This is a genomic window from Paenibacillus sp. SC116 (assembly GCF_024733555.1).
Taxonomy (GTDB): Bacteria; Bacillota; Bacilli; order Paenibacillales; family Paenibacillaceae; genus Paenibacillus_B.
Genome location: NZ_JANIOF010000001.1, coordinates 1624747 through 1649942 on the forward strand (window position 1 = coordinate 1624747; position 25196 = coordinate 1649942).

A 25196-nucleotide genomic window follows, 5' to 3' on the forward strand; every position below is an offset into this window, starting at 1 on the left:
ATTTTCTAGATAGCTTGTGTTATACGTGCATGCTCAAGCGCTTGTGCAATTGCTTGCAATTCACTCTGTATCTCCTCTGCAGATGCGCCCTTCGATCTCAATACGTGTTCAAGGAGCTTACCCGCTTCTTTCAACTGCTCCAGCGTTGGCTGTTCACCTCTTAATTCAAGTCCCGCCTGCCACTGCCTCAATTGACGTATTGGGGTAAGCACCCCCATCTCATATTGTTGTTCGTTATCATTTCGATTTCTCGTCGAAACAGCAGCTGACAGATATTGTTTGAGCAGATCCATCCCATTGGTGGAAGAAAGTCGGATTTTTAGATTTGTAATATGCTGTTCCTGTTCAACAGAGTAGGTCTCTAACTTCGCAGCTATCTCCTTGACCATTTTGCTTAGCACGGTTCTGGGACCAAGTTCTACAACGGCTTTTATATTCCGCTGGGCGATATATCGAATAGTAGGCTCCCATCTTACTGGACAAATCATCTGGAGCAGCAACCCATCTGCAATATTCCCAACGCCAGGATACGGACAAGCTGTAACGTTAGATATTACAGGCCACTTCAATTCATGAAATGAATAGTGACTTAAAACGGCCCCTAGCTTCTCCGCAGCTGGTTGCATCAGAGCACTATGAAAGGGACCGCTCACATTTAAATGCGTATAGGACGCGCCATATCGATCAAGAGCATTGGTTAGCATCGTGACAACCTGATGATGTCCTGCGACTACGATCTGATTCGGAGTATTATAGCAAGCTACCGATATCGGCATATGATCCGAAGTTAATCCTTCGCATATCTGCTCGACTCTTTCCTTGCTTAATCCCTTTATCGCTATCATCTTTCCGATACCAGAATGGGCTGCCTCTTCCATAAACAGCCCTCGCTGTCTAACGATGCGTAATCCATCCTGAAAGCTCAGCGCCCCAGTAGTGACAAGTGCTGTATATTCCCCTAAGCTGTGACCAGCAGCAACAGTCGGAGAAATTCCAATCCGACTCATGTAATATCGATACGCAATCATGCTTACGGTTAATATAGCAGGCTGCGCATTCATGGTCCGCGTCAAATCATTCAAGCTCCCTTGAAGACAAAGCTTCTTCAAATCAAAGCCAAGGGTGTCACCCGCCTCTTCAAATAGATACTTAGCTTCAGAAAAAGAGTCGAGCAGATGCTTCCCCATCCCCACATACTGGGAGCCCTGTCCTGGAAATACAAATGCTACTTGTACCATTTGCAAGCTCACCTTTTCTTATCTTATTTGACTGAAAATGTAGGAATGACATGTTGTTAATTGAGTGAATAAAAAGTGAGTAGTATAGAATCTAGTGATGTAGACCTATAAGAGTGGATGAAAAACTCGTGCTGAAAGGGTGGTAGAACTGATAAAAAATGTCGAATGAGAGAGGTCATGATGGAGTAAGAAAAGGAAAAAAATAAGATATGTTGTAACATTGCTGCAGACTTTGGAATCATGATATTATAAGAATCCTGATATTGTCAATACAAAAAAAATTAGGATAACCTAATTAAAAAGAAGTAAACTTTATTCTTTTTGTCAGGTTAGCCAACGATGGCCGTTATCATCCCATAACTTACTTTACGATCACAATCAACTTAGATCAAGTTAAACTAGTCATTCGTTTGTTTCGTCCAAATTAACCAAAAGCTCTCCCCTTGCTCCAATTGCTTTCACCCCGTTTCTCCATACGTTTGAAGTTATTTATGACAATACGTACAGCTTTCATAATAACTTTCATGGAGCTTTTACACATTCAAGCTTCATTTACTATTTACAGCTTACATGTATGGATTTATCCATACGACACTGTCAATATCCTTCTGTATCTAAAAGTATAAATATTAAAATTTTCATTAATTCCAATGAAAATTAGTTATTCTTTCCACAACGAATCAGACTCCCTCTGATTACCTTGAATTCATTCACATGTGTATGCACTTATTGACCATCGTTAAATAATAGATTCATCATTCGTTTTTCTATTAATAGCAATACAGATAATAACAATAATTGTCTACGTCCAGTTCCTTTAGCAACAGTCTTGTTACTTCTACTGAAGCTAGCTGCCCGAGGCGGGAGCTCGATGGACCCGTATCCTACACAATACCATGTTGTATTACATGTAAAATGTCCAAGCAACTTCTAACTGCTTGGACATTTATTCATTCCTATAAAAGAAACTAACTAGAGCCTCTTCTTGATAAAATTACATTTATTACATCTTGATTTCGCACCGACATTATGATCAAATTACTTCTTCATCTTCTTAATCAGTTCTCTACTCTTATCCAACGACAATAGAGATTGATCATAGTCACGACTTGTTACGCCCAAATATAAAATGTCGATCACATTCAGCTGTGTAATCCGAGAAGACGTAGCCCCACTGCGAATCTCATTCTCGGTTGATGTAATAAATAACGGAATGTCCGCGTGTGAACTCACAGCATTTGTTCCGTATTTCGTAATCGAAATCGTTGTGGCTCCTTGTGCTTTAGCCTGTTTTGTACACTCGACGACTGCCGTTGTTTCTCCTGAATAGGAGATACAGACAGCCACGTCTTCTTCCGTTAGCATCAGCGATGAAATAAGCTGCATGTCAGCATCTGCGAAGGAAAAACAAGTCTTATTAATCCGCAGAAATTTGTGCTGCGCATCCAAAGCGATCAAATAAGAAGCACCAATACCGTAAAAATAAATGCGCTTCGCGTGTCGCAACGCCTCTACCGCTTTTGTCACCAATTCAGGTTCTAGTATTTTCAATGTATCCCGGATCGACTGAATGTTGTTGTTGGACACGTTCTCCATAATCATTTCTATCGTATCGTCACGCCGAAATTCTTGATACCCTGCTGTACCTGCATCCTGCTGCAAATCACCAGCTACTTTGAGCATAAGCTCTTGATAACCTTTCAATCCCATCGATTTGCAAAGACGAATAACTGCCGCTTGGCTGCCACCACTATGCTCGGCCAATTGTGCCACCGACATCCCAATCATTTGCTTCGGTTGGCTCAAAATATACTCCGCTACTTTACGCTCTGAAGGCGTAATATCAGCCAACACTTCACGCAATCGAACTAATCCACCGTTCATACCGTTACTCCTTCAACCCTTATTCAACACTCGTTGTGCTCAACCTTCAGCAGGGATAGGCTTCACATCATGTTGAGGTTCCGATTCCTTTAGAACATTTGCCGTCAATAAGTTCAAGTAATAGCCAAACATACCAAAGAACAACCCTAAAAACCCCACTACTGTAACTGCTAATATAAAAATTAGACATAATGCTTGTAAAAATGCACCAACCGTATAAAGCGGATACCGTAAAAACAACTTCACACTTTTACCCATCGCTTGAAAAATGGATAACTGCTCCCGATATATTAACAGCATCGTATACAATTGAGAAATAAGCGCCATAATCACAAAGTATGTCTGGAATACAGCGATTGTAAAATGCAGCGTATTTCCCTGATCTCCATAATACCACCACGATGAAAGTAGGATAAGTATGAAAAGTGTTAAAAATAGACCAAATGCGACGGAACGAACATAAAATTTTCGTAAACCCTCGACAATGTGTCTAACTGTCACCATTTCCCCACTCAGTTGAAGATGACATGCATAAAACACACCAGATAGTAATGGAAACAGCAAGAGCAGGAAACATATGACGGCTAAGCCGATATTCATAAACAGCAGCATGGGCGCCAGAACGAGAGAGCATATAAGACTGTATCCGAGCACCTTTAAAATTTGTTCATAAACTTGTCTTCCCGTTTGAGCAATAACTACACTTAACTTCTTCATAACCGCCCACCTCTTACTCATGATGTGTCACATAAAGCCTATCACTTGAGTCTCTTTATATTATCCATCACATTCAAGTTGATCACATCGATATGCGCTTCTCTGTCTCTACATCAAAGAAATGCACCTTACTCATATCCAATAGAAACTTTTTCAACTGTCCTACTCTTGCATCTGAATCTGGGTGCAGCTTCGCTGTGATCATCCGCTCACCTACTCGGAAATAAACGAGATTCTCCGAACCAAGCTGCTCTACCACCTGCACCGTGGACGTCAAAGCATACGTATCAGGAACACCCATCGTCATATCTTCTCCAAATAGATGCTCTGGGCGGATGCCTAGTACGAGCTTCTTGCCTTCATATGCTCGCAATGCTTGCACACGATACTCTGGCAAGACGAACTGTGCCCCTTCCATCGTCACCTTGCCATTTTCATAAGTCACATCCATAAAATTCATAGGCGGAGAGCCGATAAAGCCTGCTACAAACATATTTTCAGGCTTCTGGTACAAATCCGTTGGAGAAGCTATCTGTTGAATTTGGCCTTTATTCATAACCACGATTCGCTGCCCCAAGGTCATCGCCTCAATCTGGTCATGCGTTACGTACACAATGGTTGCTTCTAATCGCTTGTGCAGCTCTGCAAGTTCTACGCGCATTTGTACGCGCAGCTTGGCGTCCAAATTGGACAGCGGCTCGTCGAATAGAAACACTTGCGGATCACGTACAATCGCCCGACCTACCGCTACACGCTGGCGCTGACCACCACTTAGCTCCTTCGGCTTGCGATCTAGCAACTGATCCAAACCTAGCACCTCGGACGCGTCTTTCACTTTTTTTGCAATGACATCTTTCGGCTGCTTTAAGTTCTTAAGTCCAAAGGACAAGTTCTCACGAATCGTCATATGTGGATACAACGCGTAATCTTGAAACACCATTGCAATATCGCGATCCTTCGGATGCAGCTTATTAACGACACGATCACCAATCATAATATCGCCGCGTGTTTGCTTCTCAAGACCAGCAATCATGCGTAATGAAGTCGTTTTGCCACAGCCAGAAGGTCCTACAAACACGACAAACTCTTTATCTTCAATAGTAAAATTAGACTCTTTAACCGCAATAAAGGTTTCTTTGCTGCCATCTACAAACTCTTTTTCTACGTTTTTAAATACAACGCGTGCCATAGTAAGTTCCCCCTAACCTTTGACGGCTCCAATCGTAATGCCTTGCAAGAAATATCGCTGCAGTGCGAAGAACAAAATAATCATCGGCAGCGAGGCAACCGTTGCCCCCGCCATAATCGCTCCAAAATCCGTCGTATCCGCGAACTTAAATCCAGCCAATCCTACCTGAATCGTACGCATCGCTTCTGACTCTGTGACGAGCAACGGCCAGAAGAAATCGTTCCAATGGAAGACGAAGGAGAAGATCGCAAGTACAGACAATCCAGGCTTCGCCATAGGCAAAATAATTTTGTAGAAAATGCCGAACTCACTGCATGCATCGATGCGAGCCGCATGGATTAGGGACGTAGGCAGTGTGGACATATACTGCTTCATCAAGAAAATATTGCCCACGCTTACGATGGAAGGAAGGATAAGTCCCATATACGAATCTTTTAAATTGAATACATCAATCACGAGAATATAGAGCGGAATTAAGGTAACTTGGGTCGGAATCATCATCGTCATGAGTAGGATCCAAAAGATCGCGTTGCGACCAGGGAAATGCAGCTTTGCAAACGCATAGCCAGCAAGGGAAGCAAAAAACACATTCGTAACCGTCAGGATAGACGAAACGATTAAGGAATTGAGCAGCCAGCGCCATGCCATCGTTTTATCGAAGAAACGGCTAAACGGCTCGAATGACCATACTTCCGGCCACATTGATATTTTCATAGAAGCATCAGCATAGGAATCTTGGAAGGAACCGATCATCATCCAATATAGCGGAATGATCGTAATAATTCCCCATATGACAAGCATCGTAATAGAAACGCCCAGAACGGCGATTTTCCCTTTTGACTGCATAGGTGAATGCCTCCTTAGGGCTTAATATTCGATATCCGTAGCGAACATTTTGAACTGAATAATAGACACGACCACAATGATCGCGGTTAGCACAAATGACTGTGCCGAGGCTAATCCGAATTCATAGAACATAAACGCAGTTTGATAAATGAGGTAAGCGATCGTTGTCGTTGCAAAGTCAGGGCCACCCTGTGTCATCATGTAGACGCTAATAAATACTTGGAACGAAATAATAACTCCTGTTACTAACAAATATAAAGTTGTCGGCTTAAGCAAGGGCCACGTAATTTTGCTGAATTTCGCCCAGCCGCTGGCATGATCGATATCTGCTGCTTCATACAACGATTTCGGGATGCCGCCCATTGCTGCTAAATATAAAATGATGCCAGCCCCGTGTGACCCTAAATAGGTCATCAGCATGAGCGAGAATAGAGCCGTTGACGTCTGACTCAACCACATAATAGGCTCCATTCCGAAAAAGCCGAGAAAAGAGTTAATCATCCCGTCTTTCGTTGGATCGAACATGGCGAACCATACAAGCGAGATCGTTACGCCTGAAGCAACCGCTGGCAAATACATAACTGCCTTGAAAAACGTCTGCCATTTCGAGCGCAGCTGAAAAATAAAGTACGCGAGTATAAAGGTAATCGCGATATTTACCGGCACCGTACATACCGTAAATAAGAATGTGTTCCATAGTGATTTGTAAAACACCGAATCCGCAAACATCGTCTTGTAATTGTCAAAGCCAATCCACTCTGGATTCAGGACATGATAACGCTGGAAGCTCATCATGAATGCTGAAATGATCGGATATAGCGTAAAGACGAGGAAAAGCAGAACGGGCACGAGTATGAATAAATAAGCCCACATATGATCCCGCAGCTTTTGCACCATGTGTTCTCCTCCTTGTAGAAAAAGGTCCCATATGAACGAACTCATATGAGACCGCTTTACGCGCACTGTCCAGTACTATCGGAATAATTGCTCACCTTTATTTTTAAATTCCTCAAAAATTTGCTCCGGCGTTCTGCTGCCGCTGAACAAAGCTTGCTGCATTGGCTTTTGCGCTTGTTCGATAAATTTCTTCTTGCTTGCCGAAACCTTCGCATCTACATATAAATCCGAGCTTGGAACACCATGACTTTGATTGATTTCAGCAGCTTCCTTGTTATAAGGCTTGCCTCGATCACCTTTGTCTTTAAATGCATCAACTTGAGATTGTCTAGCAAATGGCACGCACAGCTCATAGGCCGAATTACCACCATGGACACCTTTCGTCAACCAATCCATAACGAGAAACGTATTTTTCGCATGCTGCTCGCCTTTATCATCCTTTTGACGGAATCCTACGTAACCTTCACCACCTACCGTTGCCTGCCATTTGCCGCCGTCTCTATAAGGAATAGGTAAGTAAACATGCTCAATCTTTTCGCCCTTTACTTTGCCCGCATCTATATCTTTAGCACGTGTTTCCAACATTACATCGTAATAAGGAAGTCCTTTGCTCGCGATACCTGTTTTGCCGTTATAGAAATATTCCACCCGCTTCGCCGGATCAATCGCTGCCGTTTCTTTCGGCATAATTCCTTCATCTACGAGTGAGCGGATAAATTTCAACGTTTCAAGCATACGATCATCGTTCCAAATAAACTTGCCATCACGATTCACAACATCGACCAAGCCGCTGCTGCGTGCCAACATTTCAATGAAATCGGTTGTCGTTGCATCCGTTACAATTCCGTACTGCTTACTGCCGTCTGGGAGATCTTTAACCATTTTTTTCGCTTCTGTTTTAAATTCAGACCAAGTCCAGCCCTCTTTCTGAATCTTTCTCCAGTCAATGCCCGCTTCCTCTAAAATACGCTGATTCGCACTCCAGGCCCATTGGTACTGATACATCGGTAAGCCGTACTGTTTGCCTTGGATTTTTGCTTTATCCAGCACGCCCGGCAAGTAATCGCTTACAATTTCATCTGTCATAAAAGGGTCTAGATTCAGCGCAAGCCCTGTATCTACATATTGTCCGCTAACGCCATGATAATAAATGTCCGGCGGTGAGCCTGCATTCAAGGCAACGTCAAATTTCTTCGGACCTTCCGCCCAAGTCAACAACTCATACTCAATTCGTATGTTGGGATGTTTGGCGTGAAATTCAGCTACCGATTTTGCGATATCATCCTTGTAATTGCCGTGTACAGGATACGTCCATACTTTAATGACATCTACGTTGTCTGATGCCCCATCTTTTGAACCGCTGCTGCTGCATGCAGAAAGTACAACTAGCATTGCCGCTAATAGGATAGCTGTGACCTTATTCCACTTCATGTAATACTCCCCCATTCGAATATGAATGACTTCATGGCATGACTTCTTTCTCTATTCCTCATACAATAAAAATGGCTCGCGAATCCTTCTCCACTGCTCGCTATCCCGACTCCAAGCTTCCGCAATATCTGTTAACCCTTGAGATTCGTGAAGCTGCAATCGTACGCGATTGTCTCCTGTCAACAGATCTATGAATGGATAGCCTAAATCTTTCCCCAGCCATTCAAAATGCTGATCATGAAGCGCCATAACATAATGCAAAAGATGAAGCCCTGTTTCAACGGATTGATAGGTTTTACGATCTATGACATAAGTAAAAATACCGTGGCACAGATCGCCTTGATGCTTGGAGAACATCGGTGTGAAGGTGTATGGATGAAAATGTACACCCGGCAGCTGCAACGCATTCATCACCTTGCATAGCTGCTCACCCTTTAGCCATGGAGCGCCAATTAGCTCAAATGGCTTAGTCGTGCCTCGCCCTTCCGACAAGTTCGTTCCCTCAAATAAACAATGTCCTGCATAAACACGGACTGTATCTATCGTCGGCATATTAGGTGATGGCATGAGCCACGGTAATCCCGTATCCGGATATTCCATCTCACGGCTCCAACCAATGAGTGGAATCACTTGCAAATCGCATGGTGCAGCTCGTTGTCCGTTAACGAGCCTTGCAAATTCACCAATCGTCATTCCGGTAAGCATCGGCATTTTCCAAGCGCCAACCATAGAGCGATACTGCTCGTTTAGAAAGCCGCCTTCTATCTTGTTGCCTCCAAGCGGATTCGGTCGATCCAATACGATTAGGGTAACACCATGTTCAGCACATGCCTCAATGACATGGATAAGTGTCGTTAAGTAGGTGTAGAAACGCACGCCCAAGTCTTGAATATCAACGATCATCACATCTAGATCCGATAACATGTGAGCCGTGGGCTTGCGATTGCTGCCGTAAAGACTGTACACAGGAACTCCATATACCGGATCAAGCTCATCTTCGAACTGCACGCCAGCTTGCTTCTCGCTTCGCAAGCCATGCTCGCAGGCAAAGCATGCAGTAAACTTTCCCTCACTAAACGCAGCACACATATCGATGGTCGAGCGATACTTAGCATCGATTCCAGTCGGATTGGTTAGCAAACCATACCTCTTACCACGCAGCAGAGCGCTGCCGATTTCAGCAAGCTGATCTGCTCCTGTTCGCACTTTGTTAATGGAAACTTCCCCCCTCATCATTGCACCTTAACAAGGAACTTTGATACCGTTTCCAATCTGTACCATCATTATAATGACTATGATATAATATTTCAACTACTTTATTTAATTATGAAATTTTGTAACCAAACTAAACGTTCACAACTATAATATAGATCGTTACGGAAGCGCGAGCTTTCCCATAACTGTTGCATGTGAAGCGCCTGTCACATGATGCATGGGGTTGGGATTCCCATCTATCCATTCATTTGCAAGCAGCGCAAAGGCAACTGCCTCCTTCGCATCGCTATTTATCCCTATTTCCTCATGTGTCATTACTTTCAACTCTGGAAGCAGCTGTTGCAGCATGGCCATTAATGTATGATTACGCGTCCCTCCGCCTGAAACAATAATCTCAGCAATCGAATATTTCGGGAATATAAAGTCCCGATAGGATTGAGCAATGGAGCGTGCCGTAAATGCGGTGAATGTCGCGACAATATCATGAGGAGAGCACGAGATAAGCTTCATTTGTTCAATCCATTCCTCTGCGTATCGCTTGCCGAACAGCTCCCTACCTGTCGTCTTCATTGGAACTTTGCTAAAATATGGATGAGCGAGCATACGAGAAAGGATCGGTTCATTTACCTGCCCAGAAGCAGCCAACTCTCCATTATGGTCATAGTAAGCCGTTCCTGCTGACATATCTATAACTGCCTGATCGATCAACATATTACCAGGTCCTGTATCAAAAGCAATAACATCAGTAGGCATCCCTCCCGCGGACAATACGGTGCAGTTACCGATACCTCCAATATTTTGTGTAATACGCCCTTTTGATGGATGTCGGCACAACATATAATCGGCATAAGGAGTTAATGGAGCACCTTGACCTTGCAAGGCCATATCTGCGGTTCGATAATCACCGATCACTACTTTGCCTGTCTCTTTGGCAAGTACAGATAGGTCTCCAATTTGAAGTGTGGACGGAACAGAAAAAGGCAGCGTTGGATCAACCTCAGGAGCGTGCCATATGGTCTGCCCGTGTGAGGATAATAGATCAATTTCGTGCCATGGAATACCTGCGCGTGTCGCAACAGAACGCGCAATGGCTGCAAATCGATGGGCAAGATGGAAGTTCATCATGCATATGTGTTGCACGTTCGATGTATCTGGCGAGCATAACTTTTTCAGCATCTCTCGCTCTGCATCTGAATACGGCTGGCACTCAAAAGCAAGCATTTCTACCTTCGTCTCCGTGCCTGATCCATATATACGAACGAGTGCCGCATCCACTCCATCCAAGGATGTGCCGGACATAAGTCCGATAATAAGTCTCTCTGACTTCCCCGCTATTTGCTGCACTTGCAGGTGTGATTGTGACATCGTCGTCGTGCCTCCCTCTTTCCTGATCATGATTAAAAGGCAACCTACGTTACTCTTTCATCCATAAAAGTAAAATGAAAGTGTTCGTTCAATGTACTTGCTGCAACCACGTATTCAAAACCAAGATGTAAATGACGATTCAAAATATATGGTACGACTCGGCTTTAATTTATTATTTCAAATTAATAATATAACGATAATATTTTATTTTACAACCACAATCTTCTTCGGTTATACTGATGCTATATCCTATAGAGCAGGTGACGTCATGGAGTATGTAATCGGTATTGATGGCGGCGGTACGAAAACAACAGCTATCGTTCTTGATTCAGCTGGTCGTCCCATTTCAGAACGGGAAGGTGCTGCAACGAATCCCCACGCTGTAACATTTGCAGCAGCAATTGATAACCTCGCACAACTCCTTCAAGAACTATATTTTGAAAGCGGTTTAATACCTAGTAGATGTACGGGAATCGGTATGGGCATTGCCGGTGTAAGCACAAATGAAGAACAACAACTGTTTCTTGATGCACTGCTGCAAGATGAGCGGCTTCGATTATGGGATTTTAAGCGAAGTTCGTTGCCAATTCTCATTAGGAACGATGCCGAAATTGCCTTAATGGCTGCTATAACACAAGAAACGGGTACGATTGTCATTTCAGGTACAGGAGCGATTGTCTTAGGCATTACGCCAAACGGCGAACGCTTTCGCACCGGTGGATGGGGCCATATTCTCGGAGATAAAGGAAGCGGCTATGAGATTGGATTGCAAACCCTCCAAGCCGTTATGCTCAGCCATGATGGTGTTCTCCCTCCTACTCTACTAACCGAACATGTACTAGACAAACATCAATTTGACTCACCCGAACAATTACGCTCTTATATATACGGTCCTTCCATTCGCAAACAGCATATTGCCCAGTATGCAGAGCTATGCATCCGTGCTGCTAACCAAGGAGACGAAGCTGCACAACGAATTATTAAAGGGGCAGCAGCGGATCTCGCACAACTCGCTCTAGCTATGAGAAGCAAAGATATATGGCTTTCACAAGCACCCCTTGCAGTAACAGGCTCTATATTTAAACATAGTGATTTGTATTTAGATACGTTTACACAATGCTTGAAAGGCTCTAATCAAGCTGCAATGATTGTCCTCGCAGAGAAAGCTCCTGCTTGGGGGGCTGCCATGCTCGTACAGAAGCATCTCTTGACAAAAGAAGATACGCAAAGGGGGTAACCCGTATGGACTCATTTATTAAAGAGCTTACGACCGAACAGCAGAATGAAAATACGAGAGATATAGATTTGAAATCGACGATAGAAATTTTGACGCTCATTAATCAGGAAGACCACAAAGTTCCCAACGTGATTGCTGCTATCATCCCTATCATTGCTAAGTCTGCCGATGCAATTGTTGCAAGCTTCCAAGCTGGCGGCAGACTATTTTATTTTGGAGCTGGCACGAGTGGACGACTTGGCATTCTAGATGCATCTGAATGTCCGCCTACATACGGTACAGACCCTGAAATGGTACAGGGCATTATCGCAGGCGGCAATGAAGCAGTTTATCGTGCGATTGAAGGTGCTGAGGATAGCAAAGAGCTCGGCATACGTGATGTGGATTCGCATCATATTCATGCGAACGATGTCGTCATTGGCATTGCAGCAAGTGGCCGCACGCCTTATGTACTTGGTGCGATGGAGCGAGCCAAGGAACTCGGCGCTGCAGTCATTGGCATTTCCAACAATGCAGACACCCCTATGAAGCCCTTGGCCAAATATATGATTGAGGCCGTTGTCGGCCCAGAGACTGTGCTCGGCTCAACTCGCATGAAATCAGGTACGGCGCAAAAGCTCATCCTTAACATGCTTACTACAACCGCAATGATTCGCATAGGCAAAGTATATGACAATTTAATGGTCGATCTAAATCCATCAAATTACAAATTGATCAGTCGAGCAAAACGATTAATTCAAATGGCTACTGGGGCTGATGATGAAACAGTTGAGTACGCTTATGAACAAGCAAATGGACATGTTAAACTCGCAATTGTCATGATCGTCGCTAACGTAAGTGCTGCCGAAGCTTCTCGGTTGTTGGAACAAGCTAAAGGCTATGTGCGTGATGCGGTCAAATTGTGGAGGGCTGAAGATGACAATGACAAACATTCGCATCCTAAATGATAAGGAAATGCACGAAGCCATCCTGCTTGCGGATCGTATTTTTCGCGATGCTGAACAAGTTTCGATGGCAACAGGCTTTCCCTATTTGTATGCAACAACTTATAGTCAGTCTTTCGGCACATACGAAGGTGATCGCTTAGTTGGTTTCAATGGACTGCTTCCCGCTGTGCTGCGGATCGGTCCTGCGGCTGTTAACGTGTTTTCACTAGGCTCGGTCTGTATCGATCCCGAGGCACGTGGTCGGGGCTACGCCAGCAGTATGCTGGATCATGTAAAGGAGCATGTAAAGCAAGCAGGAGCTTCGTTGCTGCTCGTAACAGGCACGCGCTCCTTATATACTCGCGCAGCATGCCATCTATTTGGCGCCGTTACACGAGTGATGTTAGATCAGTCTCATGCCCAGTCTATATTAGCGAGTCAGGACAGTCAACCATTCCATTTGCGTACTATGGAGCCCTATGAATGGCTAAAGCTACATGCAGTTGCAAGAGGCCGGCATGTGCGCTATGAGCAAAGCGTATGGGATTGGGTTGGATTAGTAAAAGCGGAAGCCTATGCCTCATGCGTGAAACTGACACATCAAGTCCTCGTTGCAGAACGTGATGGTAAAATAGCTGCCTGTGCAGTGGTAGCCATTCCAAAAGGTACACTGAAATCACGCCGTCCTCCGTTCGCTGTTGAATGGGCGGGAGACGCTTCGGCTGTTGCCTGCTTGCTTGCCTATGCCACGGTTAACAACAACCTCCCTGTACTAGAGGTGCCTGTGAACTGGCATGAAAACGAGTTGTCAGAGATATTTAACAGCATCCCGTCTATATCTGAGCAGAACTTAGGCACTGTATATATGGCAGATATCGAGCAATTTGTAGAAGAAATCCGCCCTTACTGGCTGCAGCATGATGCAACGGTCGGTGCGCAGCTGAACATCAGACTTGCAGACCAAGACAAAAATGAGGATGAATATGAGCTTTCAATACCGCAACTGTCCCCTCTGCGTTTAAGCGGGCAGCAGCTTACAGCGTTGTTATTTACACCGCATACCCAGCTTGATCTGCCATCTGGTTGGGCAGCTGCACTACAGCCAATTCTGCCTATACCACTCCCTTCTACAAGCGGACTGAATTATATTTAGGAATAAAAAAATGAATAACACAGCAAAAAGGCGCTACCCTTTTCGTTCTACTAGAACTGCGGATAGCGCCATTTTTTTGGTCTCTTTTTTTATTGCTACTCGATCTTTGTCAATTTGATATCCATCCAGTGTTCCCAATTTGAGCTTTCATTTAAAAGCTTCCATTCGCCAGTTAATATCATGCGGTCATCACTGAACCTACCTGAAAAGCGTTCCGATTGTCCTGCAATTGTCCAATTATTATCGAGCAGCATAGCTTGGTATTTGTTCATGTTACCTTGATTGTCATAAGAGTGCGTGATATACATCTGACTTGCTGCATCATAGCCGATCATTTCTATCGCTTTAACTTCAGAGTCTCCCATTTGTCCATCTACGTGGTGAATAAGAAAATAGCCACCAGGTAACCATTCATAAGTATCCATTGCTTTTAATGTAACAGTTGACCCCGATGCTGCATCCTTAACGATTCCTTCTGTATTCCATTTCCCTACGAAAACATTTAATTGCATAAGAGCAGATTCAGGCTTACAAGGTACGGATAAATCATTTGCGTTATCATGTTTTGTCACTAATTTCACTCCTTTGAGCGAAGCAAATGCTGCTCTTTATGAAATCAATTCCAATCATTTGATGCCTGCTTCTTGTTGTTATCCATTGCGCTGCTACAGCCCTTCCAGCGGAAATACTTGTACCAAAGCCCCTGCTTCCATTCCTTCTTCGCTAGCAGGCGATAGGAACAAACAGTTAGCATCACGAATCGAGACGGTGGCACTCGAAATATCGGCTCTCGTCGGACGTACCTCAGCTTTCCCTTCCGCTGTTATCGTAAGGACAGCACGCACGTATCGATCAAAATTATCTCGCACGCGATATGGCTCTGTCAATTGGGCCGTTATCGGCTCAGGCAGCGGCTCTGCTACTCCTTGCATACGCAGCAAGGTAGGACGGACAAATAGCTCGAAACCTACATAACAAGCAGCCGGATTGCCTGATAGCGCAAATAATGGCTTGCCACGACAGAATCCAACTGTCGTAGGGCTGCCTGGGCGCATTTTAACCTTGTTGAATAACAATTCGCCATCCCAGTTATTCGTGTAATCGTAGAGCAGATCATGATCACCAACGGAGACACCACCTGTCGTAATGACTAGATCGTAGCGCTCTAATGCATCATCAAGGCGCTCCCGCAAAGTAGTTAAATCGTCAGGGATATGCGGCAGCAAATGCGGCGTCACTCCTGCTGATTGCAGTTGTGCGAGCAGGATGTAGCTGTTCGAGTTGTATATTTTACCCGGCACCAAATCTTCCTCTAAAGCTAGGAGTTCTTGTCCCGTTGATAAAATGGCAACCTGTGGACGACGATATACGTGTACATAAGCATAGCCAAACATCGCCAACAGCCCCATCTCGCCTGCACCTATGCACTGCCCTTTTTGGACAAGCACTTCACCAACTTGCATCTCTGTGCCTATGCCGTTAATCGCTTCGCCCGGTTTCACAACTTGATGCACGGCTATTGTCCGCTGTGGTTGATGTTGTTCATTAACAGATGCTATATTCAATTTCGCTGAGCTATGCAATTCACCCACCACGTCTGTTGAGCCAGCACGCTCAACGGTTGTTGTCCATTCCAAGCGAACGACAGAATCCGCCCCTTCCGGTACTTGTGCACCTGTCATAATTCGAATGGCCTGACCTTGGCGCAGCTCCCCACTCCAAACCGCTCCACATGGAACCTCTCCAATGACTTGCAGCGAGACTCGGTTCGACGCATCTGCTCCAGACGTATCCTTTGCGATTACCGCATATCCATCCATAATGGAACGACGGAAATGCGGCACAGGACGATTGGCAACCGCTTCTTCAGCCAAATGGCGCCCATACGACTGTTCTAGCGGCACTCGCTCAATTAGACCACATGCAACCCGTTCTAACACAAGTGCTTGAGCAGTTTGAACTGGCATAATGTCTCGATTGAACTTCACATCATGCTTCATCGTATTGAGTGCAGCACTGGCAGCAGTCGCAGTCAACGAACCCGAATTTACCACTTCGCTTGGTACCTTTTTAGATGGATCATTATTCTGTGTCATATATGATTCGATGGCATTTGCAGCATCGGGCTGAAAGACGGAATAACGAAATGAAGGTATATCTGTGTATATTCGTTCATCCTAAATGATGCGCCCATGCCAGCTCCCCCTCCCACGTAGCTAGTCTATCGTACACACAGTAAAGATATATATTGCTCATACTTCCGACCGCGAACGGAGTATTCTATTTATAGTGAAACTCTCTATCCACCTATTTGAGACATCGTGCGCGTCGTTGGCTGATGTGACAAGGATTGTCCCGACAGCTCATACGCCATTTCATGATTCAGCGGCTTTGCCTCCAACGATCGGATGAGCACTTCAGCGAGCTTCGCATCATCTCCAATATGATGGCGCAAATGGAACTCGTCTGACCAATACAAGCACGGCTTCACATAGCCATCTGCCGTAATGCGCAGTCGGTTGCATGTATCACAAAAATGGTCGCTCACAGGATGAATTAAGCCAAATTGTCCTTTTGCATCAGGTAAACGATAATACGCTGCTGGACCTCCATGACGAGGTTTATCAACAGGAATGGCTTGCTCATGCCATCTGCTTCCTTTCAAGCGTTCCTCAAGCGAAATGTAGTCCCGCTTCCAGCCCTGCTGCCTTCCACCGATTGGCATGTATTCGATAAACCGAACTATAATAGGGTGATCAATCGTGTATTGAATAAAGTCATCCCACTCATCATCATTGAAGCCGCGCATAAGCACAACATTTAATTTCAAAGGGGTTAGTCCTACAGCCGCACATCGCTCAACCGCATCTAACACACGCTGTAGATTTCCGCCTCTTGTCATTTGTTTAAATCGTTCAGGCTTCAAGGAGTCCATACTTATATTTACACGCTTCAACCCAGCCGATTTCAAATCAGCCGCCATATTAGCGAGCAGCAATCCATTGGTTGTCAGCGCCAAGTCTTCGATCCCCTCAATTTGCGACAGTTTCTGTACAAGATTGACCACATTCGGACGCAGCAATGGCTCCCCGCCAGTCAGCCTAATTTTCCGAATACCGAGCTGGGCAGCGACGCGAACAATTTGAACAATCTCGTCATCCGTCATTAACTGCTCGTTCGGCAGAAACTTCATCCCTTCTTCAGGCATGCAATAGGTACATCGAAGGTTGCAGCGATCAGTAATGGAAATACGCATATAGTTATGTATGCGATTGTATTTGTCAGTAAGCGTAGATGGTATTGCCGTCATGGTACTCCACTCCCCTTCGAAGACGATTACAAAAAAGACAGGATAACAACCAGCGCTTTAAAAGCTGTGTTCTCCTGTCTGTTGTTTATTTATATTACATTTTTATACGACAGCTGGCGAGTATTAAATGGATGCAACATACTTCTATCCAGTCACGTAATTATCCTGACATTTCGATTATGAAATGCCGCCAGCTGAACCCGCAGTCCCATTCAGCAATGCAGCAACAGCCTGCTCGCCTGCCTTCCTGCCGCTCGTAATGCAGTCCGGCATACCGACGCCATCATAGGCGCCGCCTGCAACAGCAACACCCGGCAGCGACTGGCTTAACTGTTGTCTAAATGCCGCTATGTGCTGCACATGGCCGACATCATATTGCGGCATGGAGCGATGCAATCGCGTCACTTCCATGAACTTAGGCTCGACATCAATGTTCATAAGCTCTTTCAGCTCATTGCGAACGGTCCGCTTCAACGCGTCATCCGACCAACCGACACGCTCTTCGTCATTCGCTCGTCCGATATAGCAGCGAATCAACATCGTATCTTCAGGGCTTGTATGCGTCCATTTCATCGAAGTCCAAGTACAAGCCGTTATCGCACGCCCTTCGTTGCGAGCAATAACAAAGCCTGTCCCGTCTAAGTTGTTCGGCAGCTTGCTGCGGTCAAACGCGCTGACTACATTCGCTACCGATACATTGCGGATTTGCTCCAATGTTGTGACATCCATATGCGCCTTAAGCAATGGCGCAGCATCATAAGACGGTGTTGTAACGACGATTTGCTTCGTTCGAATGTCCGATCCGTCAGACAGTTTCAGCGTATACGTCCCATCTTCATGCTTATAAAGCTCACTCACCCCAGCACTACAGCGCAGTTGAACATGCGGCAGCAGCACTTCCTGCAATCGCTCAATGATCGTGCTAAGCCCGTTCTTGAACGTTAAAAATGTAGTCTTCTTCACGACATCAGGGAGACCTGGCACGGAATTGCCCGCCTTGCGGTTTGCCATCATTCCTTTGATCAAACTGCCATGTTTGCGCTCTAGCTGAGCAAACTGCGGGAATGTAGCCTGAATGCTCAGCTTGCGCAAATCACCAGCATAGATGCCTGCTAGCAATGGCTCAGCAATGTTCTCCGTTACTTCAGGACCTAATCGCCGATCAAGAAAATGACCCAATGATTCGTCAGCTGTAGATTGACGCGGCTTGCGTACGAGATCCGTCAAAGCACGGACTTTTCCCACCATCGAAATAAGACCGCTCTTCACAAATGGCTTAATCTCGGTAGGTATACCCAGAACGAGTCCCGCTGGCATCTGATGAAGCTTGCCATTTGCTAGAATGTACGTTTTTCGTGCGTTAGGATTGGTCGAGACCAATTCGGATTCCAAACCAAGCGACTTGGCTAGATCATACATTGGCAGCTTGCGTGCTAAAAAAGAATCCGGTCCCTTTTCGATAACACAACCTTGGGTACGAAGTGTATGAATCTTCCCGCCCAACTCTGGTTGTTTCTCTACAATTGTTATCGATAATGGTTGACCCTTTGCCTCAGCTGCTTGCATCGCATAGTAAGCAGCTGACAGTCCCGTTAATCCGCCGCCTATGATGACGATATCTTGACATTCGCTCATCGTGCGTCCCTTCTTTCATCAAGTCCATTGATTTCGTTAGCAAATGAAAAGACTATTATTTCGTAGCTTCTACTACCTTATCAGCTAATGTCTGAATGTAACGAACATCTTGGTTAAGAGAACGTGTACGTTTGAAACCAATACCCAGCTCATTTGATTGCTGCTTCGCTTCGATATCCAAGTCGTACAGCACTTCCAAATGATCAGATACGAAACCAATTGGTACAGACAGCACTGCTGGACGACCTTCACCTGCTACTTGTTCAAGCGTATCCAAAATGTCAGGTCCGAGCCATGGTACGCCCGTTTGTCCTGCGCTCTGCCACGTAAACTGCCACTGCTCATCAACCAGCTTGCTAGCCTTTGCAATAGCTCTAGACGTCTCCAGTAGCTGCTCAGGATAAGGGTCATTCATCTCCACAATTTTCTCTGGCAAACTGTGCGCACTGAAGAGCACCTGCACTTGCTCACGCTTCTGACCTTCCTGCTCATAAGCGTTAAGTTGCTCACTCACACGCTCAACAAGCGCCTCTAGAAGTTGAGGATGAAGATGATAGCTCTTTACACCTGCAAAAGCGATGCCATGCTTGTCCGCTTCTTCCTGCGCTCTCTTCAAATATCCACCTACACTCATAGTGGAGTAATGAGGAGCCAGAACAATGCCAACCGCCTCATGAATCCCATCGCGTGCCATTGCTTCTATACCGTCTTCAATAAATGGCGCAGCATGCTTTAATCCTTGGTAGCATACATACTTGATGCCAGTATTCGCAGTACGGACATTCAGCTCTTCTTGCAAGGCATTTACTTGTTCATTTGTATTTTGACGAAGTGGGAATACACCACCGACAATCGCTTCATAGCGGGAACGAAGCTCTTCCAATTGTTCCGCTGATGGAGGGCTCCCTCTTCGAATATGTGTGTAATACGCTTCAACTTGGTCAAGGCTTTCTGGTGTACCATAAGACATGACCAGGACACCGATACGACGTTCACTCATGTCTATACCTCCTCAGATTTCGCTGACAGCGCCTGACTAGAATATTCATGAATATACTCCGTCAATTGTCTCAGCTTGTCTAATGAAGCCTCAGGGAATAATCCATGCCCCAAGTTAAAGATATATCCTGGCTGCTTCATGCCTAGATCCATGATATGCTTCGCTTCTTCTTGAATTTTGGACATTGGTCCCGTTAATAGATACGGGTCCAAATTGCCCTGCACGGCAAAGCGATCTCCAAGCCTTCTTCTGCCTTCTTCTATTGAAACGCGCCAATCCAGACCAACTACATCTGCTTGCAAGTTATGAAGCAATGGAAGCAGTTCGCCAGAGCTAACGCCAGGGAAATAAATTTTTGGTACATCCAAATCAGACAAAGATGCAAAAATGCGCTCAATCGTTGGCAGCACGTACGTCTGGAAGTCACGTGGAGACAAAGAACCTACCCAACTGTCGAACAATTGGAATGCCTTGCTTCCGTTGTTGACTTGCGAACGCAAATAAGTCGCAACCATGTCACCAAGCTTGTCCATTAGAGCAAACCACATATCAGGACGCTCATACATCATCGTCTTCGTATGTATGTAGGACTTGGATGGTCTGCCTTCGATCAAATAGCTAGCAATCGTGAACGGCGCACCTGCAAATGTAATCAAAGGCACATTCAATTCGCGATCCAAAATACGAATCGTCTCCAATATATGTCCTAAATCCGCTTCAGGATCGACGGGCTTTAATCGTTCTATTTGCTGCATTGTACGGATCGGATCAGCAATAACAGGTCCCACATTCGCTACGATATCGAAGTCAATACCAATCGAAGCTACGGGATTCATAATATCCGAATACAAAATAGCCGCATCAACACCCAGCTTACGAACTGGCATCAATGTAACTTCAGCAGCAAGTTCAGGCTGTCGACATATTTCAAGCAAGCTATATTTCTCTTTCACTTTGCGATATTCAGGGTCATAGCGACCCGCTTGCCTCATGTACCATACAGGCAGTCGGTCTACTTCCTGTTTGCGGCATGCACGTAAAAATCGGTCATTATAATTGGTATTAGTCATATTCGCTCAACCCCCGTCTAACACGAGTAGATTTTTCTGTATACGATTTACATTTTTCCAATTGTTACATATAGATCTAACGCAATAGTAATATCTCAAAAGAGATATTGCAACGTTTCCATTATGCCCCTTTTTGCGCTCACTCACAACTATACTGTGCTTGAAAGCTATGACAATCTATTGACAAAGTGCGCCAAGCCATGACAATTGCTGCTATTCTTTCTCAAATAAACTTCAAAAATATGGACTTCGCGCACATAGTTCCCAATCCTTTGGCACATCCTAACTCCTGCAAATGGAAACAAAGAGGAGGTCGCACGATGTCGATGATTCAAACCGATTGGGTCAAACTTACTCAACAAGTGTTCAATAATCTCAATGACTTGACTGTCGAAGAAATAATCGGCGACCAATTCACAATTATGTACATTCACTACTTGCTAGATAAAAAGGAATACCATCAAGTCATTACAGCTTTCGCACAGGATAGCGATCCTGACGTTGCCCTGAAAAGGCTGCTGTCTGTATGGAATCCGGTTCAAGGACATAACGAACAGGATATGATGGACAAAATTTCGGAGCATATCGTAAATGGCGACATTATCGGTGTGTATAACAATCAAGTGTGGATGATCAATGCAGGGGCAGCAAGCTTTCGAGCCATCCAGTCATCTGCAAAAGAAAATGTAATTACAGGTCCGCATGATGCATTTGTAGAGAGCGCAGAGATCAACGGTTCTCTCATTCGACGCCGAATTCGCACCCCCAAATTGAAAGGCCTTAAATATAACATAGGTGAAATTATCCCCTTCAACGTATATCTCTACTATATTGAGGGAGTTGTCGAAGAGGCGGTTGTTACAGAAGCCAAAGCTCGTTTGGAAAATTTGCATATGAAAGAAGTGCTCGATGGAAACCAAGTCGCTAAACAATTGGACGACACTCCATTCTCATTGTTCCCGCAGTGGCTTGGAACCGAACGGCCTGATACGGTTGCACAGCACTTGCTTAATGGAAAGGTAGCTGTCCTTACAGATAATAGCCCTACCGTTATCCTTGCTCCTGTGAATTTCTTAGAGTTCTTCGCCGTGACTGGGGACAGTTATGAACGTTGGCATTTCGGCAGATTCATACGGGCTTTACGTCTGTTTTCTTTCTTCCTAACCTTGATGCTGAGCGCCTTCTATGTCGCAGTGACCACCTATCATTATCAATTCATTCCACCAACTTTGTTGGAAACCATGATCACCTCTCGTTTGCGTGTTCCTTTCGAACCGATGATGGAAGCTTTGCTGATGGAAGGTGTCATCGAAATTTTGCGCGAGGCAGGCGCCCGACTACCTACAAAAATCGCACAAACGATCGGTATCGTAGGTGGTTTGGTCATTGGACAAGCCATAGTCCAAGCAGGGTTAACAGGTAATGTGCTGATTGTGGCCGTTGCCAGCAGTGCCTTAGCATCTTTTATTATACCGAACTATACCTTGGAAACATCCATGCGCGCATTACGCTTCATCAATATCGTGCTCGCTGGATTGATGGGTTATTTTGGGATCGTTATATTCATTGCTTTGATTATAACGCGATTATGCCATTTTCGCTCCTTGAATAAGGAGTATATTCAGTTGTCTTACTTTGCTGACTTTTTCTTCTGGAGCAAAGATAAACGACCGAAGTCTGTCGTACAAAAAAGCTATTTTCGTCGAGGAGGTCGATCTTAATGAACACACCAATTAAAGGATATGCGCTAGCTATTCTACTGTTCATGATCGTAAGAGGCATCATCTTCTTCCAGCTTCCTTCCCTAGTCACCAAAGAGTTTGGTACGAACAGTTGGATCATGCTTTATGTGTTCACAGCTCTTGTAATTGCTCATCTGTACTTGATCTATAAAGGGAGTAAAAAACATCAAAATGCTTCGATTTGGACAATTATACATACTCATTTCCCAAAACCAGTAGCAGCGGTCCTAATCATTGCGCCCAGTCTATTGTTTATCGTCATCTCGTTCAACCTTGCAAATTCTTATGCTCGCGTGCTTCAATTCACAAGTGATCCGAGTGTCAATATTCGAATTGTCTCGATCATTATTTTAGGTGTTGTCTTATTTACGGCAGCACATGGTCTATATACCATCACGAAAACTTCCGTATTATACTACCTATTTACTTTTTGGATTGTATTTTTTGAGCTTCTGCAATTCGATGATATCGAATTGCAGAGGTATACTCCCTTTTTCCTTAAGGATGGACATTGGTCATTATCCGGCACAATCGACGTATTTGGTGCCTTTCTCGCCTATGAGACGATTATGTTTATGACTCCATACTTAGAAAAGAATATGAAATGGATATCGTATGCAGCTATCTCTTCCTTTGTTATAGGGACATACTACACCATGTATTGCTTCCTTTCCCAAGGATTGCTCCCTATCGAGCAAATTGAAGATGTACGATTTGTCGTACTGCGCTTGTATGGAGCAACGCGCATCAACGCTCTTGAATACATTACAGATTTGTTGTTCATCACGTTTATTTTTTCAGCCATCCTTACCTCTTCCGTTTATACATGGAGTGCATTGGAAGGCTTCAAAACGCTGCAAAAAAAGGACAGGCATAAAGAAAATTTATTTATTGCAGGGGTCATTATGCTCGCTCTATGCTATGTTCCATTAAATTTTGATGAGTCCAAAAAGCTGTTTAGCATAAGCAATACCATACTTATATGCATCATTATCCTATTCACGTTGCTCTATTTCATTTTGCCTTATAAGAACAAAAAGGCCAATAATAATACAGCGAATTGTGAAAATACCACTGAGCAGGCAGCTCCTACTGCGCCTTCTTCTTCATCATCATCAGAAGGAGTAACACAACTATGAGTCAAATTCGACGATACATACGTTTATTTCTCAAGTTTCTCACCATTATGATGTGTGCTTCTCTGCTGCTCACGGGCTGTCAAACGAAGCGAATTATTAATATGTCTGGCTTTATTCAAACCGTCACTATCGATAAGTCTGATGTACCAAATGAATATTTTTTTGGCATCACTTTCCCTGAACTGAAGCCAGATGGAACAACAAAATCTGTCTACATGGCTTATAAAGCTAGCAACTTCGAAGAAGCTTACGATCATTTCATCTTGCAAACACGTTTTACGCTGCTCGTCGGTCAAACACGCAACATTGTTGTAGGCAAATCATTGGCTGAGGAAGGACTGCTTGTACCTGCAATCACCAATTTGCTGCTGCAGCCTAAGTTCCCTATTACATCCAGACTCATGGTCTATGATGGCGAAGCAAGAGACTTTTTAAAATTGGGCGAAGATATAACCGATTTCAACCTATATAGACTATTAATTAAAATGCAAAGCTTTTACAAAATATCAATATCAACGGTATTTAATTTTGTACGAGATTACATTGAGAACGGCAGTGATCCGTATACCTTTATCGTGAGAATCAAAAGTAAAAGCGCCTCTCTACATGGGTCAGCTGTATTTAGTAAACAAGGCAAATGGGTTGGGACGCTAAATGAGCAGGAGACGACCGATATGCTGATGATGCGAAGTCCTAAATTCCACACGTTTCTTCATCTCGACAAGCAGCAAGGAAATGCACCCATACCCATTACGATGCAAAATGCGCAATCTGAGCGTACCATTAAAGTGCTTGAAACGAAGCCGTTCCCTAAAATTTTGATTACAATGAATATCAAAGGAACGCTAGATACAACGCTCAGTGAACTTACATCAGATCAGACGGTAAAAGAGCCCCAAGTGGAGCAAGCCATAGAACAGCAGTTAACGAAAACGATTCGCAAGCTGCAAGAGTTAAAATCTGACCCTGTTGGGTTTGGTATGTTTGTTCGCAATAAAATGCCTTATGAGGAGTGGGATGACGAAAAATGGCCTGACATGTTTAAACAGGCTGAAATTCAATGCAAAGTGAAGTTTAATTTAGAAAATAAGATATAACAGTGGATTTTTCCAAACTTACTTACGAAAAGAGTGTTCCTGCATTTTGTTGAGAATGTGGTATACTAGTTCCAGTTGCTGGTATCGGACGGATGGTGGCCTTAG

General features: G+C 44.4%; 21 protein-coding genes. 6 read left to right on the forward strand and 15 right to left on the reverse strand.

All coding sequences use genetic code 11. The features are described 5' to 3' along the window. Nucleotides 1-5: 5 nt before the first annotated feature. From fabD to NQ117_RS07090, 9 genes are all read right to left on the reverse strand, one after another. The gene (fabD, locus tag NQ117_RS07050) at nucleotides 6-1238 is read right to left on the reverse strand and encodes an ACP S-malonyltransferase (RefSeq protein WP_258277263.1); all 1233 of its coding nucleotides are present in this window, start codon (nucleotides 1236-1238) and stop codon (nucleotides 6-8) included. A 1038-nt stretch (nucleotides 1239-2276) separates the two neighbouring features. After that, nucleotides 2277-3122, reverse strand: coding sequence for a MurR/RpiR family transcriptional regulator (locus NQ117_RS07055; RefSeq protein ID WP_258277264.1), 846 nt, complete (start codon nucleotides 3120-3122; stop codon nucleotides 2277-2279). A 39-nt stretch (nucleotides 3123-3161) separates the two neighbouring features. After that, complete coding sequence (locus NQ117_RS07060) at nucleotides 3162-3839, reverse strand: hypothetical protein (RefSeq protein ID WP_258277265.1); 678 nt, start codon at nucleotides 3837-3839, stop codon at nucleotides 3162-3164. An 82-nt stretch (nucleotides 3840-3921) separates the two neighbouring features. Beyond that, nucleotides 3922-5028 (reverse strand): ABC transporter ATP-binding protein, encoded by a 1107-nt coding sequence (locus tag NQ117_RS07065; protein WP_258277266.1) that lies wholly within the window; start codon nucleotides 5026-5028, stop codon nucleotides 3922-3924. A 12-nt stretch (nucleotides 5029-5040) separates the two neighbouring features. Beyond that, entirely contained in the window at nucleotides 5041-5874 is an 834-nt protein-coding gene (locus tag NQ117_RS07070) for a carbohydrate ABC transporter permease (RefSeq protein ID WP_258277267.1), read from the reverse strand. Nucleotides 5875-5895: 21 nt separating this feature from the next. Next, complete coding sequence (locus NQ117_RS07075) at nucleotides 5896-6771, reverse strand: carbohydrate ABC transporter permease (protein WP_258277268.1); 876 nt, start codon at nucleotides 6769-6771, stop codon at nucleotides 5896-5898. Nucleotides 6772-6846: 75 nt separating this feature from the next. Further along, nucleotides 6847-8202 (reverse strand): ABC transporter substrate-binding protein, encoded by a 1356-nt coding sequence (locus tag NQ117_RS07080; protein WP_258277269.1) that lies wholly within the window; start codon nucleotides 8200-8202, stop codon nucleotides 6847-6849. A gap of 51 nt (nucleotides 8203-8253) precedes the next feature. After that, a complete protein-coding gene (locus NQ117_RS07085; protein WP_309137853.1) occupies nucleotides 8254-9438 on the reverse strand; it encodes an exo-beta-N-acetylmuramidase NamZ family protein in 1185 nt (394 codons plus the stop codon). Nucleotides 9439-9576: 138 nt separating this feature from the next. Further along, on the reverse strand, nucleotides 9577-10782 hold the full coding sequence (locus NQ117_RS07090) for an anhydro-N-acetylmuramic acid kinase (protein ID WP_258277270.1): 1206 nt from the start codon (nucleotides 10780-10782) through the stop codon (nucleotides 9577-9579). 268 nt (nucleotides 10783-11050) lie between these two features. Here NQ117_RS07090 and NQ117_RS07095 point away from each other — a divergent pair, with 268 nt between their 5' ends. Genes NQ117_RS07095 through NQ117_RS07105 form a run of 3 tightly spaced genes read left to right on the forward strand, consistent with a single transcriptional unit; the run spans nucleotide 11051 to nucleotide 14098 of the window. After that, nucleotides 11051-12019, forward strand: a complete 969-nt coding sequence (locus NQ117_RS07095) for an N-acetylglucosamine kinase (protein WP_258277271.1) — start codon at nucleotides 11051-11053, stop codon at nucleotides 12017-12019. A gap of 5 nt (nucleotides 12020-12024) precedes the next feature. Further along, complete coding sequence (gene murQ / locus NQ117_RS07100; protein WP_258277272.1) at nucleotides 12025-12966, forward strand: N-acetylmuramic acid 6-phosphate etherase; 942 nt, start codon at nucleotides 12025-12027, stop codon at nucleotides 12964-12966. Next, entirely contained in the window at nucleotides 12935-14098 is a 1164-nt protein-coding gene (locus tag NQ117_RS07105; protein ID WP_258277273.1) for a GNAT family N-acetyltransferase, read from the forward strand. Before murQ ends, NQ117_RS07105 begins: the two co-directional genes overlap by 32 nt. A 95-nt stretch (nucleotides 14099-14193) precedes the next feature. Here the strand turns inward: NQ117_RS07105 and NQ117_RS07110 are convergent, their stop codons facing one another. The 6 genes from NQ117_RS07110 to hemE form a co-directional block, all read right to left on the reverse strand. Further along, on the reverse strand, nucleotides 14194-14670 hold the full coding sequence (locus NQ117_RS07110; protein WP_258277274.1) for a DUF1579 domain-containing protein: 477 nt from the start codon (nucleotides 14668-14670) through the stop codon (nucleotides 14194-14196). 93 nt (nucleotides 14671-14763) lie between these two features. Beyond that, nucleotides 14764-16194 carry a molybdopterin molybdotransferase MoeA gene (locus tag NQ117_RS07115; protein ID WP_258277275.1) on the reverse strand — a complete coding sequence of 477 codons (1431 nt, stop codon included), beginning with the start codon at nucleotides 16192-16194 and terminating at the stop codon, nucleotides 14764-14766. Nucleotides 16195-16397: 203 nt separating this feature from the next. Beyond that, the gene (moaA, locus tag NQ117_RS07120; RefSeq protein ID WP_258278193.1) at nucleotides 16398-17399 is read right to left on the reverse strand and encodes a GTP 3',8-cyclase MoaA; all 1002 of its coding nucleotides are present in this window, start codon (nucleotides 17397-17399) and stop codon (nucleotides 16398-16400) included. Between the two features lie 186 nt (nucleotides 17400-17585). Continuing rightward, nucleotides 17586-19043: a protoporphyrinogen oxidase gene (hemG, locus tag NQ117_RS07125; RefSeq protein ID WP_258277276.1), complete on the reverse strand. Its 1458-nt coding sequence runs from the start codon at nucleotides 19041-19043 to the stop codon at nucleotides 17586-17588. A gap of 55 nt (nucleotides 19044-19098) precedes the next feature. Further along, the gene (hemH, locus tag NQ117_RS07130; protein WP_258277277.1) at nucleotides 19099-20043 is read right to left on the reverse strand and encodes a ferrochelatase; all 945 of its coding nucleotides are present in this window, start codon (nucleotides 20041-20043) and stop codon (nucleotides 19099-19101) included. Between the two features lie 2 nt (nucleotides 20044-20045). Further along, nucleotides 20046-21113 (reverse strand): uroporphyrinogen decarboxylase, encoded by a 1068-nt coding sequence (gene hemE, locus NQ117_RS07135; RefSeq protein WP_258277278.1) that lies wholly within the window; start codon nucleotides 21111-21113, stop codon nucleotides 20046-20048. Nucleotides 21114-21433: 320 nt separating this feature from the next. Between hemE and NQ117_RS07140 the strand changes: the two genes are divergently transcribed. The 3 genes from NQ117_RS07140 to NQ117_RS07150 are packed head-to-tail and all read left to right on the forward strand — an operon-like array spanning nucleotide 21434 to nucleotide 25091. Next, entirely contained in the window at nucleotides 21434-22834 is a 1401-nt protein-coding gene (locus NQ117_RS07140) for a spore germination protein (protein ID WP_258277279.1), read from the forward strand. Continuing rightward, nucleotides 22834-23994 (forward strand): GerAB/ArcD/ProY family transporter, encoded by a 1161-nt coding sequence (locus NQ117_RS07145; RefSeq protein ID WP_258277280.1) that lies wholly within the window; start codon nucleotides 22834-22836, stop codon nucleotides 23992-23994. Before NQ117_RS07140 ends, NQ117_RS07145 begins: the two co-directional genes overlap by 1 nt. Further along, nucleotides 23991-25091, forward strand: coding sequence for a Ger(x)C family spore germination protein (locus tag NQ117_RS07150; RefSeq protein ID WP_258277281.1), 1101 nt, complete (start codon nucleotides 23991-23993; stop codon nucleotides 25089-25091). Before NQ117_RS07145 ends, NQ117_RS07150 begins: the two co-directional genes overlap by 4 nt. Nucleotides 25092-25196: the final 105 nt, after the last annotated feature.

Bases quoted from the DNA above. Each gene is read 5' to 3' on its own strand.
- NQ117_RS07070 (WP_258277267.1), bottom strand. From the start codon at position 5,874: ATGCAGTCAAAAGGGAAAATCGCCGTTCTGGGCGTTTCTATTACGATG.
- NQ117_RS07055 (WP_258277264.1), bottom strand. From the start codon at position 3,122: ATGAACGGTGGATTAGTTCGATTGCGTGAAGTGTTGGCTGATATTACG.
- NQ117_RS07060 (WP_258277265.1), bottom strand. From the start codon at position 3,839: ATGAAGAAGTTAAGTGTAGTTATTGCTCAAACGGGAAGACAAGTTTAT.
- NQ117_RS07075 (WP_258277268.1), bottom strand. From the start codon at position 6,771: ATGGTGCAAAAGCTGCGGGATCATATGTGGGCTTATTTATTCATACTC.
- NQ117_RS07085 (WP_309137853.1), bottom strand. From the start codon at position 9,438: ATGATGAGGGGGGAAGTTTCCATTAACAAAGTGCGAACAGGAGCAGAT.
- NQ117_RS07090 (WP_258277270.1), bottom strand. From the start codon at position 10,782: ATGTCACAATCACACCTGCAAGTGCAGCAAATAGCGGGGAAGTCAGAG.
- NQ117_RS07105 (WP_258277273.1), top strand. From the start codon at position 12,935: ATGACAATGACAAACATTCGCATCCTAAATGATAAGGAAATGCACGAA.
- NQ117_RS07080 (WP_258277269.1), bottom strand. From the start codon at position 8,202: ATGAAGTGGAATAAGGTCACAGCTATCCTATTAGCGGCAATGCTAGTT.
- fabD (WP_258277263.1), bottom strand. From the start codon at position 1,238: ATGGTACAAGTAGCATTTGTATTTCCAGGACAGGGCTCCCAGTATGTG.
- NQ117_RS07145 (WP_258277280.1), top strand. From the start codon at position 22,834: ATGAACACACCAATTAAAGGATATGCGCTAGCTATTCTACTGTTCATG.
- NQ117_RS07065 (WP_258277266.1), bottom strand. From the start codon at position 5,028: ATGGCACGCGTTGTATTTAAAAACGTAGAAAAAGAGTTTGTAGATGGC.
- murQ (WP_258277272.1), top strand. From the start codon at position 12,025: ATGGACTCATTTATTAAAGAGCTTACGACCGAACAGCAGAATGAAAAT.
- NQ117_RS07140 (WP_258277279.1), top strand. From the start codon at position 21,434: ATGTCGATGATTCAAACCGATTGGGTCAAACTTACTCAACAAGTGTTC.
- hemG (WP_258277276.1), bottom strand. From the start codon at position 19,043: ATGAGCGAATGTCAAGATATCGTCATCATAGGCGGCGGATTAACGGGA.
- NQ117_RS07095 (WP_258277271.1), top strand. From the start codon at position 11,051: ATGGAGTATGTAATCGGTATTGATGGCGGCGGTACGAAAACAACAGCT.
- hemE (WP_258277278.1), bottom strand. From the start codon at position 21,113: ATGACTAATACCAATTATAATGACCGATTTTTACGTGCATGCCGCAAA.
- NQ117_RS07115 (WP_258277275.1), bottom strand. From the start codon at position 16,194: ATGACACAGAATAATGATCCATCTAAAAAGGTACCAAGCGAAGTGGTA.
- NQ117_RS07150 (WP_258277281.1), top strand. From the start codon at position 23,991: ATGAGTCAAATTCGACGATACATACGTTTATTTCTCAAGTTTCTCACC.
- hemH (WP_258277277.1), bottom strand. From the start codon at position 20,043: ATGAGTGAACGTCGTATCGGTGTCCTGGTCATGTCTTATGGTACACCA.